Genomic DNA, 14,875 nt, shown 5'->3' on the forward strand with positions numbered 1-14,875 from the left:
CACTTCTCTTTCCCTTGACTAACACACTGTGCTAGCGTCCTGCGTGGACTAGCACATCGTACTAGCGCCTGACGGGCGCCCCGGACAAGGAGCATGACAGGTGACGCAGCCGCCCGACGGAACACCCCCGAGGAGGGTCCGCCCGACTTCGGACTCGTCGGCGACGGACACCCTGCCGTTCTGGCGACGCCCGGTGGAGATCATCCGGGACGACTCGCGGGTCTTCCTCGTCCTGAACGTCGCGACGTACGGGCTGTTCGTGCTCGGCTTCGCTGCCGGGCTGCTGTTCCCCGGACTCAGCCAGGCGCGCGCGACCACTCTGGAGGACGACGGCACGGCAGCGCTCGTGGGATCGGTGTTCGACCGGCCCCCGCTGTTCGCCCTGTTGATCCTCGCCGTGAACGTCTTCCGCCTCAGTCTGCTCACCATCGTGGTGCCGTCGCTGATCGTCCCGTTCGCCGGCCTGGCGTTCTTCGGGTACTGGCTCGTCCAGACCGGGGTCACCCTCGTGCCCGGCAGCCCCGAGGGGAGGGTGGCGCTGATCCCGCACGCACTGACCATCGTGATCGAGCTGCAGGCGTACATCCTCGTCGCCCTCGGCGTGTTCCTCATCGGCAGGTACTGGATCCGCCCGGACGCCGCCCGGGTGACACAGCGACGGCAGGGCTACCTGACCGGGCTGCGCGCGACGGGCTCCCTCGCCCTGCCGGCCCTGGCGCTGCTGGTCGTCGGGGCCGTCTGGGAGGCCTACTCCCTCCGGTACTTCGTCCACCCGCTCAGCCAGTGGCTGCTCTGACCGGACCGAGCGCAGCCCCGCACCGTCCCGCTCCACTCCACGGCCATCGCGCCTCGATCAGGACCAGTGAGGAAAGCATGTCGACCGCACACACCGCACACACCGTACCGCCGGACGCGGTGCCCGAGGCCGCACGCTGATGGCGCTCCGATTCACCGGGTGGCGGGGTCGGCGCGTCCGGGCCGGCTCCGGGGAGCCACTCCGCCGGTTCCGTTGGTGGCAGGTGTTCAGCCGGTCCCTGCGGTCGACGACCATCACCGGCCCGGACGGGGTGGCGTCGGTCTACACGGTCGACGTCCGCCACGGCGGTGACGCCAGCGACGGCGCCGTCCGGGCACGGCTCTTCGTCGACGGCGCACTGCGCTCGTACTCGACGATGCCGGCCGTGTTCACCGTGCCGGACGGTCGCATCGAAGTCGCGATCAACGGCTTCGGACTCAAGCGGTGTCACCACGTCCGCGCGGACGGTACCGAGCGGCTGCTCGCACCCGATCCCGCGTCGGCGGAGGGTCGCCGCGCGCGCCTGCACCGGGATCATCCCGGCGTGAGCCGCGTCATCGGCCTCGTCTCGATCGCCCTCGTGGCCGTCGGGCTCGGGGTCTCGGTTCCGCAGCTCGTCGAGACGATCTCCCAGATCCCACCCGTCGCCGACTCGGTCGGGACCTTCACCTCGCCGGTGCACCTGCCCCTGCACCTCAACCTGCTCGTCGGTGCGGGCGCGGTCGTCGGGAGCACCGAGCGCGCCCTGCGCATGCGATCCAGCTGGATCGACGAGCTCGCCAGCTGACACCGAGCCACACGGTGACGAGCGCCCTCGGCGCCCGACGCCCGACCCCGGCCTCAGTCCGTCGCACCCCTCGGCGGATCGACCAGGAGCCCGACCCGGTCGACCAGGTACTCCTCGAGCGGCACCGCAGCGCCGGCCGTGGGAGACCACCGCACCAGGGGGACGTCACCCTCGACGAAGAGCACCCCGTCCCACCCGACCAGCGACTCGTCGAGGGGGATCGGTGTCGCGCCGTGGTTCACGGTGTCGCCCGGCTCGAAGTGTCCCTTCGCCGCCGCCGCCCGGTACGCCCGGCGCACCTCGGCCGACACGGACACGAACTGCGACCGCCCGGCCTCGGTCACCCGGGTGATCCGTCCGGTGGCCCAGACCCGTCCGCCGGTCTCCACCGTCGAGCCGATCAGCAACGCGCCGACCCGCCACACCCGGCCGAGCGACCGGATCGTGGGCTCGCGCCGGATGCCGAGCACGGCCTTCGGCTCGACGTACTCGCCGAGTGCCTCGTCGGCGACGTCGGCGGCACGGAGCGCCCGTGCCGCGTCGTCGAGCAGCGACCTGGCTCGTTCCACCCCGTCCGTCACGTCACCCGAGCGTAGTGTCGGCGGTCGTCGCGTGGTCACCGCCGGTGGGGCGGTGCGGCGGTGCGCATCCGGCCTGGAGGCACGGTGCCAGCCCGGAATACCGGCCCACCCGATGCAGTTGCATCGACCGGAACGAGGAGGGCCCCATGGGGATCGTGCGGTGGTTGTTCGACGCGCAGCTCGTCATCGGTGACCAGACCGTGCTCTGGCGCGAGGTGATCGGCAACGTGTTCGGCCTGCTCAGCGCGCTCGGCGGGATGCGCCGCAAGGTGTGGGCGTGGCCGGTCGGCATCGTCGGCAACGCGCTGCTCTTCACCGTCTTCATGGGCGCGCTCTTCGACACCCCGAACCCGGTGAACCTGCTCGGCCAGGCCGGCCGGCAGGTGATGTTCATCATCGTCAGCGTCTACGGCTGGTACCGGTGGACGCACCGACCCGACGACGCGACGACCGTGATCGAGCCGCGCTGGGCCTCCTGGAAGACCCGCGGACTGCTGGTCCTCGCCCTGGTGGGCGGCACCGCGGTGCTGACCCCGGTCTTCCGTGCCCTCGGCTCCTACGAGCCGGTGTGGAGCGACGCCTGGATCTTCGTCGGCTCGCTGCTGGCCACGTACGGCATGGCGAAGGGATGGGTCGAGTTCTGGCTCATCTGGGTCGCCGTCGACCTGGTCGGCGTCCCCCTGCTGTTCTCGGCGGGCTACTACGCCTCGGGCTTGATGTACGTCGTCTACGGGGTGTTCACCCTGACCGGGTTCTTCGTCTGGATGCAGCAGCGCACGAAGCCGTCGTCGGCGCCCGTCACGGTCGGCTGACCGGGGGCGGGGTCCGCGCCGATCGTCCGCAGAACGCAACGGCCCCCGGTCGGGGAGCAGACAGGAGCCCGTCCGTCCGCTGGGATGGTCGGATGGACCACGAGCAGGGCGAGCGCATCGAGGACGAACAGTCCATCGCCGAGCGCATCGTCCGCGGAGCAATCCGCGCCTACCGCCTGCACCCCTTCGACGCCGTGGACGCATCGGTGGTCGCCGAGGTCGCGGGCGTCGGACTCGAGGTGGTCGAGCGGCTCTTCCCGACGTGGGACGCGCTGCTGCTCGTGACGTACGACCGGTGGACGCAGCTCCGCGGGACCCGCCGGAAGAACCCGCCGAGCTGCACGATCGCGTTCGTCCGGATGACCCTCGCCGAGGACGTCGCCGACCCGGGCCTCGTGCGGGTGCTCGCCGGCGTGATCACGATCGCCGCTGCCGACACCCGCTTCGCCGAGCTGTTCCGGAAACGCTTCGAGGAGTACGTCGCTCAGCTCGAGACCGGCATCCAACGCGACGTCGACGCCGGGAACGAACGCCTCGCGATCCCCGCCTACCAGGCGGCGACGCAGCTCCTCGCCGTGTACGAGGGCCTGCAGATCCAGATGCTGGTCCGGCCGCACCTCGACGTGCTGGTGGAGTACGACCGCGCCGTCCGGACCCTCCGCCAGGGCTGGCGTGAGCGTGAGGTCCCGGCCTGGGACCTCGACGAGGTCGTCCTGACGAGATGATCCTCGGCGGTGGCCGAGGCCTCACCGCGCGGTCAGCGCGCGCGGGTCCGCCGCCACGACGCGATCTGGCGCAGCGTCACCTTCGAGCCGTACTGGGCGACCGAGTGCCGGAACAGGTACTCCGCGAACCACAGCAGCAGCCCGGCGACGACGAACACCTCGACGATGCACACCACCGACTCGGTCACGCTGAGGGAACCGACGGCGTTCCGCACCATCGCGGTGATCGGCGTGAACGTCGGGAAGTACGTGAAGAACCCGGCGATCGGCGACGTCGGCGTCGTCATCACGAAGAACGCCGCGTAGATCGGGATGATCAGCGCGAAGATCGCCGCGGACTGCAGCGCCGAGGCGTCCTTGATCGACGGCACGGCGGCGCCGACGGCCACGAAGAGCCCGGACGCCAGCAGCACACCGCCGATGAGCAGCAGCGCCCCGACGGTCATCCGCCACGGGTCGATCACGAGGCCACCCAGGCGCGAGGCGATGAGCGGCAGGAGCGCGACCAGGCCGACGAGCCCGGGGATCACGAACACCCCGACCTGGACGAACCCGACGAGCAGCATGGCGATGACCTTGCCGCGGATGAGGTCGCCGGCGGTGACCGTTGTGAGGATCATCTCGGAGATCCGGTTCTCCTTCTCCTCGACGACCACGGTCACCATCCGCGCTGCGAGCAGGATGACGAGCCCGAAGAACGCGGCGACGAAGACGAACGGCGGCACGATCGACAGCCACCCCGGCGCGACCTTGCCGTCGGCGTACGTGGTGAGGTCGGTGTCCGGCGGCGTCCGCAGCAGGTGGACGGTCTCGGGGTCGTCGACCGTCGAAGCGACGCTCTGCTCGAGGACCTGCGTGGCGAGGGACGAGTAGCCGCCGTTGCCGAACAGGCCGCGGTCGGCGGCCTCGACCCGGATCGGCGTGGTCGACGGCGACTCGGGGAAGGTGATGAAGGCGTCGAGCCGACCGTCCCGCACTGCCGCACGGTCGGCTGCCGGGTCACTGGACGGTGATCCGCCCCACTTGTGCGCGACCCGTTCGGACACCAGGCCGGAGTCGTCGACGTAGTGGAACGGGGTCCGTGCCGCCGACGAGCTCGACATCACCGAGTCGGTGCCGGCGGCCTGCCCGACGCCGACGAGCAGCGAGACGACCACGATGACGACCGGCAGCGCGAGCGTGCCGATCCAGAACGCGGGCTTCTTCACCGCGCGGACGAACTCGAACCGGACGACGGTCCCGAGGCGGCTCACGCGGCCACCCCGGCGTCGGCGTCGTGCCCGTAGACCTGCACGAAGATCTCGTCGAGGGGGATGCGCCGCATCTTGAACGCGGTGACGTGCACGCCGGCGGCGACGAGCGTCGCGAGGATGTCCGACCCGTCGGCCGCAGCGGCCTCGGTCGGGACGAGGTAGGCGACGTGCCCCTCGTGGCGGGCGAGCCGGTAGAGCGGGGAGCGCGGGACGGTGCCGTCGAGGCCGACCCGGGCCACCGCACCGCCGAAGGCGTCCTGCACGTCGGGGATGGTGCCGTAGGCGGCCGCGGTGCCGTCCTTGAGCAGCAGGATCCGGTCGCAGAGCCGTTCGACCTCGTCCATGTGGTGCGTGACGAGGATGACGGTCGCACCGTCGGCCTTCCGCTCGTCGACCAGGTCGAGCAGCAGCCGACGGTTCACCGGGTCGAGGCCCTTCGTCGGCTCGTCGAGGATGAGGAGGCGCGGGCGGTCCATGATCGTGATGCCGAGCTGCACCTTCTGCTGCTGGCCGCCGGAGAGCTTGTCGACCCGGAGCTTCGCGCGGTCGGCGAGGCCGACCCGGGCGAGGTAGTCCATGCTCCACGCGGTGGCCTCGGGACCGCGGAGCCCCCGCAGTCGCCCGAAGTAGGACATCACGTCGATCACGGATTCCTTGCGGTAGAGCCCGCGTTCCTCCGGCAGGTAGCCGATGCCGCCGGTGGCGGGCTTGTACGGGTGCCCGTCGATCGTGAGCGTGCCGGCCGTCGGCGTCGTGATGCCGAGCAGGGCGCGGATCGTGGTGGTCTTGCCGGAACCGTTGCTGCCGAGCAGGCCGAAGGTCTCGCCGGGGGCGATGTCGAACGACAGGCCGTCGACCACGTTCCGGTCGCCGAAGCGCATGACGAAGTCCTGCACGGTGATCCTCGCCCCGGTCATCCTCGCCCCTCTCGACGTGCCGACACTACCGGGACCGCCTGACGGCCCGTCGGTCGGCTGAGCAGCATGGACCGTCGGTCAGAGGACCAGCGCGGCCACCGCTCCGAACAGCACGGTGAGGCCGATCCCGACACCGTCGCGAACCGGACCACCGCGGCGGTGCGGGTCCCGCCACGGCAGGTCCGGCCACCGCAGCGCGATCCCGACGGCGCACGCCGCTGCAACGCCGGTGAGCACCCACCACACTGCGGACAGCGCGCCGTCCCAGTCGCCGAGCTGCCGGGCGACGACGAGGATCGCGGCGGCTCCGACCGCGCCGGACAGCACGACGAGCCGGTCCTGTGCGCCCGCCCGGCGCGGCACCGGGCCACGGAGGCCCCGGAAGCCGGCCAGCGCGACCCCGGCCGGTGCCACGAGGCCGATGACCGAGACGACGACGAGCACCCACCCGGCGTTCAAGCGGCGACCTCCGCCAGCAGCCGGATGCCGACCTGGTCCACGGTGGCGGCGACGTCCGACGCGACGAACACCCCGGTGCGCGAGTGACGGTCCATCGCGAGCATGGTGGCGTACCCGCCGGTCCCGCCGTTGTGCCAGGTCACCGTGCGACCGCGGAACCGGTCCGTGAACCACGCGAGTCCGACGCGGCTGCCGTCGCCGGCGTCGAAGCGCAGCTCGAGCAGGTCGTCGGCGGCCACGCCGGGCAGCGCGTCGTCGAGGAGCGCGCGGAGGTACCGGGACATGTCGCTCGCCGTCGAGCGGACCCCGCCGGCCGGCGCCCAGCCCGCCATCGTCCACGGGTCTGCGGGTCGTCCGGCCACGGTCCTTCCACGTGGGGCTCCGGGAGCGAGGCCCGCCGGGCTGAGCGGCGTGGTGGTCGACCGCATGCCGAGCGGTTCGAGCAGGTGGGTCCGGAGCAGCTCGTCCCACGGGGTGTCGGCCGCCGTCGCGAGCGCCTGCCCGAGCAGGGCGACGCCGAGGTTCGAGTAGGACACCTCGCCGCGGTCGGTCGCGCCGGCGGAGCGTGCCGCGGCGACCACGTCGGCGGGACCGTCGGCCTGGTACGGGTCGGAACGCAGGAAGTTCGACAGGACCATCCGGCCCACTGCAGCCGGTCGAGGGTCCAACCGGGGGAGTCCGGACCGGTGGCTGGCGAGCTCGAGCAGGCTGTACTCGCCCGCGCCGACGTCGAGGTGGTCGGCCACCCGGTCGTCGAGGGAGACCACCCCGAGGGCGTCGAGTCGGGCGAGGAGGAACGCGGTCGTGGTCTTCGTGACGGACCCGATCTCGACCTCGGTGTGCCGGTCGGCGCCGAGCCCGGCGAACCGCGTGTCGTCGGGTCCCACCACCGTCGCCGTCACGTTCCCGACGGTGGTGCCGGCGCAGATCGCAGCCAGCCGGTCGGCGAGCTCCGGGTCTCCGGTCCGGGAGGCGCCGGCGCGCGGCGGCCGCGGACGTCCGAGCGCGCCGAGTCCGAGGACCGCGGCACCCGCGGCAGCCGCCGTGACCGCCGTCCGACGGCGGACCGGCCGCGCGGTCACGGGGTCCTCCCGCCGGCCAGGACGGTTGCGAGCAGGGGGACGAGACGCTCCGGCGGGACGGCGTAGTGGCCCCGCGTGGTCTGCCGCACCCACCCGGCTGTCTGCAGCAGCCCGAGGTGGTGGTACACCTGCCCGGTGCTGCCGACGTCGGGGAGGTCGCGCAGCTCGGCGACCGAGGCGGGCCGGTCGGCGAGCACCTGCAGGAGTCGCAGCCGGACCGGGTGTCCGAGGGCGGAGAGGGACGTCGCCACGGTACCGGCCGACCAGTCGTCGGTGAACAGGTCGGTTGCGGTGGCACCGTACTGCCACCGCACGGGGCCGCCGACCGTCGCGACGCTGCCGGTGTAGAGCACGCCGCCGGTGTCGCCGAGGCGCGCCTCGAGCCCGGTCAGCGCCCAGAAGGCGTCCGCATCCCCGTCGGACGGCGGGTCGATGTCGGGGGTGGGGTGTGCGAGCAGCGCCGCTTCCAGCGCCGCGACCCGCTCCCGCAGGTCGGTGATCGCCGCCTCGGTGTCCGTCATGATTCGATCCTACGGATTTCCGGAATCAATGCAACGGTCGGGAACGAGACCGCCTGACGGACTGGAGGCGCGGTGCCTGCCTGCACCGCGCCTCCAGTCCGGCACCTGGTCGCGTCGAGGACGCGCACCTTCCGTCAGGAACGCAACCAGGCCGTCCCCACACCCGACAGTGCGCCGTCTGCCACCGGCGCGGAGGCGAGCAGCAGCTCGCCGGCGGGGAGTTCGTAGGGCTCGTCACCGAACACCGTCACGCTCGTCCAGCCGTTCGGCCGGCGGAAGGCGAGCACGTCGTCGCGTCCGGTCTCGAGCCACTCGAGGTGCTCCTCGGACTGCAGCTGCCCGCGGAGCCCGAGGGCCTTCCGGTACAGGTTCAGCGTGGAGTCGGGGTCGGCGTCCTCGGCCTCGACCGAGGACTCGCCGAACCACGACGGCTGCGGCAGGTGCGACCCGGCGGTACCGAAGCCGAACGACGATCCGAAGCGGGTCCACGGGATGGGCACGCGGCAGCCGTCACGGCCGACGTCGACGCCCGGGTTCCGGAAGAACGCCGGGTCCTGGCGGTCGGCATCGGGGATGTCGCCGACCTCCTGCAGACCGAGTTCCTCACCCTGGTACAGGTAGGCCGAGCCGGGCAGCGCGAGCTCGAGCAGGGTCGCGGCCTTCGCCCGTCGCAGGCCGAGCGACCGGTCGAGCGTGTCCTGCGAGCCACCGGCGAGCAGCCACGCGCTGCCCTGCTTCTCGGTGGTCGGGGCGTGGTCGGCGTCGCCGCTCCGCGGCGGCAGGGCGTACCGGGTGGCGTGCCGGACGACGTCGTGGTTCGAGAACACCCACGTGGTCGACGAGCCGGACTGCTCGGCCAGGCCGAGGTTGAACTCGATGATCTCCTTGAACGAACCGGCGTCGAAGTCGGCCTCGAGCAGGTCGAAGTTGAACGCCTGGCCGAGCCCCTCGGCGCTGGCGTAGCGGGCGCGGCGGTCGGCGGCGACCCAGGCCTCGGCCACGGCGGTGCGTGCGGGGGTGTACTCGTCGAAGACCCGCCGCCACTCGGCGTAGATCTCGTGCACGTCGTCGCGGTCCCACAGCGGGTGCGTGCCGTCCTTCGGCATCTCGGCGAGCTCGGCCCACGTCGGCAGGGTCTCGCCCAGGTCCTTCGCGAGCCCGTGCGCCACGTCGATGCGGAACCCGTCGACCCCGCGGTCGGACCAGAAGCGGAGGGTGTGCAGGAAGTCGTCGCGGACCTCGCGGTTGGCCCAGTTGAGGTCGGGCTGCTCCTTGGCGAAGCTGTGCAGGTACCACTGGCCGTCGCCGACCGCGGTCCACGCCGGGCCGCCGAAGATCGAGATCCAGTCGGCGGGGGCTTCTTCGCCGGACGGTCCGCTGCCGTCGCGGAACACGTAGCGGTCTCGGGCGGCGGAGCCCTTGGGTGCTGCGAGCGCCTCGCGGAACCACTCGTGCCGGTCGCTCGTGTGGTTCGGCACGATGTCGACGATCACCCGGATGCCCGCACCGTGCAGCGCCTCGACCATGGCGTCGAAGTCGTCGAGCGTGCCGAGCTTCGGGTCGACGTCGCGGTAGTCGTCGACGTCGTAGCCGCCGTCGGCGAGTGCGGACGGGTAGAACGGGCTGAGCCAGACGGCCTCGATGCCGAGCGACGCCAGGTACCCGACGCGCGAGGTCACACCGCGCAGGTCGCCGATGCCGTCGCCGTTCGCGTCCGCGAAGGAGCGCGGGTAGATCTGGTAGACGCTCGCCTGGCGCCACCAGGTCTCGTCGGTCGTGGTGGCGGCGGGCTGGACCAGGATGTCGGTCACGGGGATCCTCTCGGAGGTCGTGGAGGTCGGGGTCGTGGAGGTCTGGGTCGAGGAGGTGGGGGTCGTCGAGGTTTGGGTCGTCGTGGTCACTTGATCGCGCCCTGGGTCACGCCGGCCATCACCCATCGCTGGGTGATGAGGTAGACGATGATCGCCGGGGCCATCGCCATCAGGTACGAGGCGAAGGACACGTTGTAGTTGTTGCTGAACTGCGTCTGGAACATCTGCTGCAGCACCGGCAGGGTCTGCAGCGCCGGGTTCGAGGTGATCAGGGACGGCATCACGAAGTCGTTCCACGACGCGAGGAACGCGAAGATGCCGACGGTGGCGCTCATCGGCGCGAGCAGGGGGAACACCAGCTGCCAGAACACCTGCCCCGTGCTCGCACCGTCGATGCGGGCACTCTCCTCCAGCTCGGCGGGGATCGACCGCAGGAACGCCGTGAAGAGCAGCACGCTGAAGGACAGCTGGAACATGACGTGCAGGATCGCGACGCCGACCGGGTTGTCGAGCCCGGCCATGCCGGTGAGCTTCACCTGCGACAGCGCGAGCACCGGGAACGGCAGGAACATCGCCGCGAGCAGGTAGAAGAACGACCAGCGGAAGAGTCGGCGGTCCCAGTTCCGGGCGATCGCGTACGCCGTGAACGAGGCGAGCAGGATCGTGCCGACGACGGTGATCGCCGCGACGAACACCGAGACGCCGAACGCCCGCGGGAAGTCGGTCAGCTGCCAGGCCTGCACGAAGCCGTCGACGCTGAACGGCGCCGGCAGCGAGAACGCGTTGCCGTCGACCGACTGCGCGGTCGTCTTGAACGCCATCGTGAGGGTGACGTAGAGCGGGACGAGGACCGACAGGGCGCAGACGACCAGCAGGACGGTGACGGGCCAGTTGGACCGTCCGCCGCGGCGGCCGGTGGTCTTGTCGGCATCGACGGACCGGATGCTGCCGGTCGTCGTGGTGCCGGGGCGGAGGGGTGCTTGCAGGGACATCAGAGCGCTGCCTTCCCGCGGGTCGCCCGCAGCTGGATCACGGCGATGACGACCGCGATGACGAAGAAGATCGTGGCGTTCGCCATCTGGTAGGCGTAGTCGCCGCCGTTGAAGCCCTTGAAGATCGACATCGCGACGCTCGTGGTAGAGGTGCCGGGGCCGCCGTCGGTCAGGCCGACGATGATGTCGTACGAGTTCAGGAAGTTCTTGAACCCGATGACGAGGTTGATCAGGATGTAGCCGGCCGTCAGGGGCGCGGTGATCGAGATCAGCTGCCGCCACGCGCTCGCGCCGTCGAGCGCCGCGGCCTCGTACACCTCGCCGGGGATGGACAGCACCCCGGCGATGTAGATGAGGAGCGTCGACGGGATCGCCTGCCACGCGGTGACGATCACGATCGCCACCCACGCCAGGTCGGGGTTCGCCAGGATGCTCTGCTCGAGCGGGGCGAAGCCGAGCGCGGACGCGGCCGCCGGCAGGCTGTTCGCGAACAGGAACGAGAACACGTACGCGATGACGATGCCGGAGATCACCATCGGCAGGACGAACACCCCGCGGAGCGCGATCTTCCCGCGGATCTTCGACGTCAGCGCGATGGCGAGCAGGAACGCGACCGCGTTCACGACGATGACCGTGACGAGCGAGAAGCCGAGCGTGAACACGTACGCCTGCAGGATCGCCGGGTCGGAGAACACGGCGACGTAGTTCGTCAGGCCGATGAAGCGGAACTCGCCGAAGCCGACGGAGTTCGTGAAGCTCAGCACGATGCCCATCACGGCCGGCAGCGTGATGGCGAGCGTGAAGAGCAGCAGGGTGGGGAGCAGGAAGGCGAGGAAGAGCGGTTCGATCCGCTTCCGCTTGTGGGTGACGGACTGGAGGCGCGGTGCGGCTCCGCCCCGTCGGCGGCGGTGAGCCGTCGTGATCGATTCGGTGGTCGTGGTGGCCATGCGAGGTCTCCTTACGCGGCCGTGCGGAGCGCGAGCCGCGCCCAGTCGGCGTCGAGGGTGCGGAGCTGCCGCTGCGCGTCGCCGCCGAAGGCGATCGACTGCGCGTAGTTCGCGACGGGGATCTCGGCGGGGATGAGCTGCGAGGCGCCGAGGTAGAAGGCCGCGTCGTCGTAGTACGACTGCATGCCGGTGAGTGCGGGGTTCGAGGCGGGAGGAGCGTCCTTCCGGACGCCGAACCCGTTGTTGTCCGCGTTGTACTTGTCGTTCACCTTCGGGGTCATCAGGTACGACAGGAACTCGCGGGCGGCCTCCTGCTTGCGGGACGCCTCCGGGATCCAGAGCGCCAGGTCGACGTTCACGCGGACCTTCCGGTCGGCGGCGTCGTCGGTGACGGGGAGCGGGAACGTGCCGAGGTCCATGTCCTTGTTCGTCTTGGCGATCTCGCCGAGCGCCCACGGCCCCTGCAGGTACATCGCGGCCTTGCCCTGCGCGAAGGCGAGGTTCCCGTCGCCGTACCCGCGGCTGGCCGCACCGTCCTGGTGCCACTGACGGAGCTGCTCCATCCGCTGCATCGGGGCGGCGAAGTCCCTCTCGAACGACACGGACGAGTCCTTCCCGACGCTGGTGCCCTCGCGCTCGAGCGCCGCGAACGTCTTCGGGACGTCGATCATGCCGCCGATCGAGTAGTCGAACATGCCCTGCGCGATCGTCCAGTTGTCCTTGAACGTGCCGTAGATCGGGGCGATGCCGGCCTTCGTCAGGCGCCCGCAGAGGTCGGCGAACTCGGTCCAGGTCGTCGGGACCTCGAGGCCCTGCTCGGCGAACAGCTGCTTGTTGTAGATCACCGACGCGGCGGTGACCGAGTACGGTAGGGCGCTCTTCCGCCCGGGGTAGTCGGCGGTCTGCTCGAGGAGCGGCCACAGGTCGGGGTTGATCGTGTCCGCCTGGGGCAGGTCGGACAGGTCGGTGAGCGCGCCGTGCTCGACGAACGGGGCGACGGAGAAGTTGTAGTTCCAGCACCCGAGGTCCGGCGGCCGGTTCCGGACGAAGTTCGCGGACATGCTCGACGTCGAGTCGCGGACGACCCGGATCTTGTCCTGGCTGGCGTGGAACTTCGCGATCACGTCGTCGAAGTACCCGATCACCTCGGGCTTCGAGACGTAGAACGTGATCGTCTCGGGTCGGCTGCTCGACGAACCGAGCGGGGCGCATCCCGCGAGGGCCAGGCTCGCTCCGATGCCGCCCGCACCGAACAGGAAACCGCGGCGGCTGACCGCTGCGGCGCTCCTGGCGGGTTCTGTGGCGTGTGGTCGCACGTCGTCTCCGTCCACCGGACCCGGCGTCCCTGCCGTTCCGGACCGCGGGACGGCTCCGGTGTCGCCCGCAAGACTAAATGTAGCGAGAAAATCTAATCGCGCAAGCAAGTGACGTCGCGATAGGGTCACGACATGCCGTCGCACCGGGGAACGAGCGCAGAGACGCTGCTCGACTACGCCTTCGCCGTGCACGCGTTCACCGCGACCGAGGCGATCGACGCGACCGGCCTGACGCGCTCGACCGTGCTCGGCGCGTGCGAGGAACTCGTCCGTCTCGGCTGGGTCCGCGAGCTCGACGACGCCCGGGCCGCGGGGGAGTACCGCATGGGACGCCCCGCGCGGCGCTACGAACTCGACACCGACGCCGGGGTGGTGGTCGGCGTCGACGCCGGACAGCACCGCGTGACCGTCCTCGTCGCCGACCTCCGCGGTGCCGTGCTCGGGCGTGCGACGGGCACCCTCGGCGACTCCGGACTCGACGTGCCCGTCCGGCTGCGGGTCCTGGCCGAGACCATCGCGACCGCGCTCGCCGACGCCGCGGTCGATCCCTCCCGGGTGCTCGTGACGGTCGTGGGGATCCCGGCGCCGGTCGACGCCGCCGGAGTGTCACCGGGCGACGGCGGCTTCTGGGACCGGATGAACCCGGGCTTCGGCGACGACGTGCCGGGCGGCCGCGTGGTCGTCGAGAACGACGCGAACCTGGCGGCGCTCGCCGAGCGGCCCTCCTCGGGCGAGGCCTCGTTCGCGGCGCTGCTCTCCGGGGAACGCTTCGGCGCCGGCCTCGTGGTCGACGGCGTGCTCCTCCGCGGTGCCCACGGGGGTGCCGGTGAGATGCGTGTGCTCGAGATCGTCGACGGCGTCGGCTCCTCGGACGGCATCGGCGCGACGGCGCGCACGCTGGTCGTCGAGGCGGCAGGCGCCGGGCGACTGCCCGTCAGTGGTCCACTCGGGCCGGAGTCCGACGCCGCCGCGGTGTTCGCCGCCGCCCGGGTCGGCGACCCCGTCGCGGTCTCGATCGTCGACCGGCTCGGCGACCGGTTGGCCCGGGTCTGCGTGCTGCTCGCGAGCCTGCTCGACATCGACCGCGTGGTCGTCGCCGGCGCGATCGCCGAGCCGGCAGCCGCGGTGATCGACCGTGCGCGCGACCTGCTCGACGGCGGCCACTTCGACCCGGTGCCCGAGATCGTCGCGTCGTCGCTCGGGGCCGACGTCGTCGTGCTCGGCGCCGTCGAGCACGCCGTCGACGCCGTCCGGGCCGACCCGCTGTCGTTCGTCGTCCGATCGGTCACCACTCCGGTCGCTTCCTGACCAGGAGCGGTCGCGGCCCGGACGGCCGAGAGGGGCCGGGCCGATGGCCCGACCCCTCTCAGTCGTGTTCGGGGATCAGAAGAAGTTGACCGTGAACGTCGCGACGGTGCTCGACGTCTCACCGGAGACCTGCTTGACGCTGACGGTCTGCGGACCGGAGGTCTTGGAGCTGACGAACGCGATGGTCTGGCCGGTCGAGCCGGAGAGGCGCTCGGTCTTGCCGTTGAGCGTGACGAGGAACTCGGAGCCGGCGAGCTTCTGCCCCTGGATGAGGATCGAGGCACGGCGCTGGAGGCCGAAGTTCTCGATCAGCGAGACCTTCGGGGCGGTGATCGTCGACGAGGTCGGCGGCGTCACCGTGAAGCCGGGGTCGGTGGGGCGCGTCGGGTCGACCGGGGCAACCGGCGAGACCGGGGTGACCGGGGCAACCGGGGTGCCGGTCGTGTCGCCGAACGAGATCAGGAGGGAGCCGAGGGCACTCGAGGTCTCGCCCGACACCTGGAGGACGCGGACCCGCTGCGCTCCCGAGGAGGACGCTTCGACGAAGACGACGGCCTGACCGCTGGAG

General features: G+C 71.2%; 15 protein-coding genes and 1 pseudogene. 5 read left to right on the forward strand and 11 right to left on the reverse strand.

The window, feature by feature from the left end:
* The first annotated feature begins 193 nt into the window (after positions 1-193).
* Both BIU96_RS03920 and BIU96_RS03925 read left to right on the forward strand, forming a co-directional pair.
* Entirely contained in the window at positions 194-796 is a 603-nt protein-coding gene (locus BIU96_RS03920) for a hypothetical protein (RefSeq protein WP_217642233.1), read from the forward strand.
* Between the two features lie 139 nt (positions 797-935).
* Positions 936-1,583 carry a hypothetical protein gene (locus BIU96_RS03925; RefSeq protein ID WP_071291307.1) on the forward strand — a complete coding sequence of 216 codons (648 nt, stop codon included), beginning with the start codon at positions 936-938 and terminating at the stop codon, positions 1,581-1,583.
* Between the two features lie 53 nt (positions 1,584-1,636).
* On the opposite strand, the gene BIU96_RS03930 is transcribed toward BIU96_RS03925, so the two are convergent.
* On the reverse strand, positions 1,637-2,164 hold the full coding sequence (locus tag BIU96_RS03930) for a hypothetical protein (protein WP_071291308.1): 528 nt from the start codon (positions 2,162-2,164) through the stop codon (positions 1,637-1,639).
* Positions 2,165-2,310: 146 nt separating this feature from the next.
* Here BIU96_RS03930 and pnuC point away from each other — a divergent pair, with 146 nt between their 5' ends.
* Together pnuC and BIU96_RS03940 are read left to right on the forward strand one after the other, a co-directional pair.
* Entirely contained in the window at positions 2,311-2,976 is a 666-nt protein-coding gene (gene pnuC / locus BIU96_RS03935) for a nicotinamide riboside transporter PnuC (RefSeq protein WP_071291309.1), read from the forward strand.
* 92 nt (positions 2,977-3,068) lie between these two features.
* A complete protein-coding gene (locus BIU96_RS03940; protein ID WP_071291310.1) occupies positions 3,069-3,701 on the forward strand; it encodes a TetR/AcrR family transcriptional regulator in 633 nt (210 codons plus the stop codon).
* Between the two features lie 32 nt (positions 3,702-3,733).
* Here BIU96_RS03940 and BIU96_RS03945 read toward each other — a convergent pair whose 3' ends face one another.
* From BIU96_RS03945 to BIU96_RS03985, 9 genes are all read right to left on the reverse strand, one after another.
* Positions 3,734-4,954 (reverse strand): ABC transporter permease, encoded by a 1,221-nt coding sequence (locus BIU96_RS03945; protein WP_071291311.1) that lies wholly within the window; start codon positions 4,952-4,954, stop codon positions 3,734-3,736.
* Positions 4,951-5,871, reverse strand: coding sequence for an ABC transporter ATP-binding protein (locus BIU96_RS03950; RefSeq protein ID WP_071291312.1), 921 nt, complete (start codon positions 5,869-5,871; stop codon positions 4,951-4,953). The genes BIU96_RS03945 and BIU96_RS03950 overlap by 4 nt, the downstream gene beginning before the upstream one ends.
* Positions 5,872-5,949: 78 nt before the next feature.
* Entirely contained in the window at positions 5,950-6,330 is a 381-nt protein-coding gene (locus tag BIU96_RS03955) for a hypothetical protein (protein WP_071291313.1), read from the reverse strand.
* On the reverse strand, positions 6,327-7,412 hold the full coding sequence (locus tag BIU96_RS03960; protein WP_071291314.1) for a serine hydrolase: 1,086 nt from the start codon (positions 7,410-7,412) through the stop codon (positions 6,327-6,329). The genes BIU96_RS03955 and BIU96_RS03960 overlap by 4 nt, the downstream gene beginning before the upstream one ends.
* Positions 7,409-7,933: a helix-turn-helix transcriptional regulator gene (locus BIU96_RS03965; RefSeq protein WP_071291315.1), complete on the reverse strand. Its 525-nt coding sequence runs from the start codon at positions 7,931-7,933 to the stop codon at positions 7,409-7,411. Before BIU96_RS03965 ends, BIU96_RS03960 begins: the two co-directional genes overlap by 4 nt.
* A gap of 134 nt (positions 7,934-8,067) precedes the next feature.
* Complete coding sequence (locus BIU96_RS03970) at positions 8,068-9,870, reverse strand: glycoside hydrolase family 13 protein (RefSeq protein ID WP_254785944.1); 1,803 nt, start codon at positions 9,868-9,870, stop codon at positions 8,068-8,070.
* Positions 9,831-10,736 (reverse strand): carbohydrate ABC transporter permease, encoded by a 906-nt coding sequence (locus BIU96_RS03975; RefSeq protein WP_139199772.1) that lies wholly within the window; start codon positions 10,734-10,736, stop codon positions 9,831-9,833. Before BIU96_RS03975 ends, BIU96_RS03970 begins: the two co-directional genes overlap by 40 nt.
* On the reverse strand, positions 10,736-11,683 hold the full coding sequence (locus tag BIU96_RS03980; protein ID WP_071291316.1) for a carbohydrate ABC transporter permease: 948 nt from the start codon (positions 11,681-11,683) through the stop codon (positions 10,736-10,738). The genes BIU96_RS03975 and BIU96_RS03980 overlap by 1 nt, the downstream gene beginning before the upstream one ends.
* 11 nt (positions 11,684-11,694) lie before the next feature.
* Complete coding sequence (locus BIU96_RS03985) at positions 11,695-12,999, reverse strand: ABC transporter substrate-binding protein (RefSeq protein WP_071291356.1); 1,305 nt, start codon at positions 12,997-12,999, stop codon at positions 11,695-11,697.
* A gap of 132 nt (positions 13,000-13,131) precedes the next feature.
* Between BIU96_RS03985 and BIU96_RS03990 the strand changes: the two genes are divergently transcribed.
* On the forward strand, positions 13,132-14,307 hold the full coding sequence (locus BIU96_RS03990; RefSeq protein ID WP_071291317.1) for an ROK family protein: 1,176 nt from the start codon (positions 13,132-13,134) through the stop codon (positions 14,305-14,307).
* A 75-nt stretch (positions 14,308-14,382) separates the two neighbouring features.
* On the opposite strand, the pseudogene BIU96_RS03995 reads toward BIU96_RS03990, so the two are convergent.
* Positions 14,383-14,875: pseudogene (locus BIU96_RS03995) on the reverse strand (hypothetical protein); the annotation flags it as partial.

The sequence above is a fragment of the Curtobacterium sp. MCBA15_008 genome, assembly GCF_001865065.1.
In the GTDB taxonomy this organism is placed as follows: domain Bacteria; phylum Actinomycetota; class Actinomycetes; order Actinomycetales; family Microbacteriaceae; genus Curtobacterium.

What these genes read in the sequence shown, in the direction of transcription:
- BIU96_RS03925 (WP_071291307.1), top strand. Translation starts at nt 936, where the DNA reads ATGGCGCTCCGATTCACCGGGTGGCGGGGTCGGCGCGTCCGGGCCGGC.
- pnuC (WP_071291309.1), top strand. Translation starts at nt 2,311, where the DNA reads ATGGGGATCGTGCGGTGGTTGTTCGACGCGCAGCTCGTCATCGGTGAC.
- BIU96_RS03940 (WP_071291310.1), top strand. Translation starts at nt 3,069, where the DNA reads ATGGACCACGAGCAGGGCGAGCGCATCGAGGACGAACAGTCCATCGCC.
- BIU96_RS03950 (WP_071291312.1), bottom strand. Translation starts at nt 5,871, where the DNA reads ATGACCGGGGCGAGGATCACCGTGCAGGACTTCGTCATGCGCTTCGGC.
- BIU96_RS03965 (WP_071291315.1), bottom strand. Translation starts at nt 7,933, where the DNA reads ATGACGGACACCGAGGCGGCGATCACCGACCTGCGGGAGCGGGTCGCG.
- BIU96_RS03970 (WP_254785944.1), bottom strand. Translation starts at nt 9,870, where the DNA reads ATGGGTGATGGCCGGCGTGACCCAGGGCGCGATCAAGTGACCACGACG.
- BIU96_RS03975 (WP_139199772.1), bottom strand. Translation starts at nt 10,736, where the DNA reads ATGTCCCTGCAAGCACCCCTCCGCCCCGGCACCACGACGACCGGCAGC.
- BIU96_RS03980 (WP_071291316.1), bottom strand. Translation starts at nt 11,683, where the DNA reads ATGGCCACCACGACCACCGAATCGATCACGACGGCTCACCGCCGCCGA.
- BIU96_RS03990 (WP_071291317.1), top strand. Translation starts at nt 13,132, where the DNA reads ATGCCGTCGCACCGGGGAACGAGCGCAGAGACGCTGCTCGACTACGCC.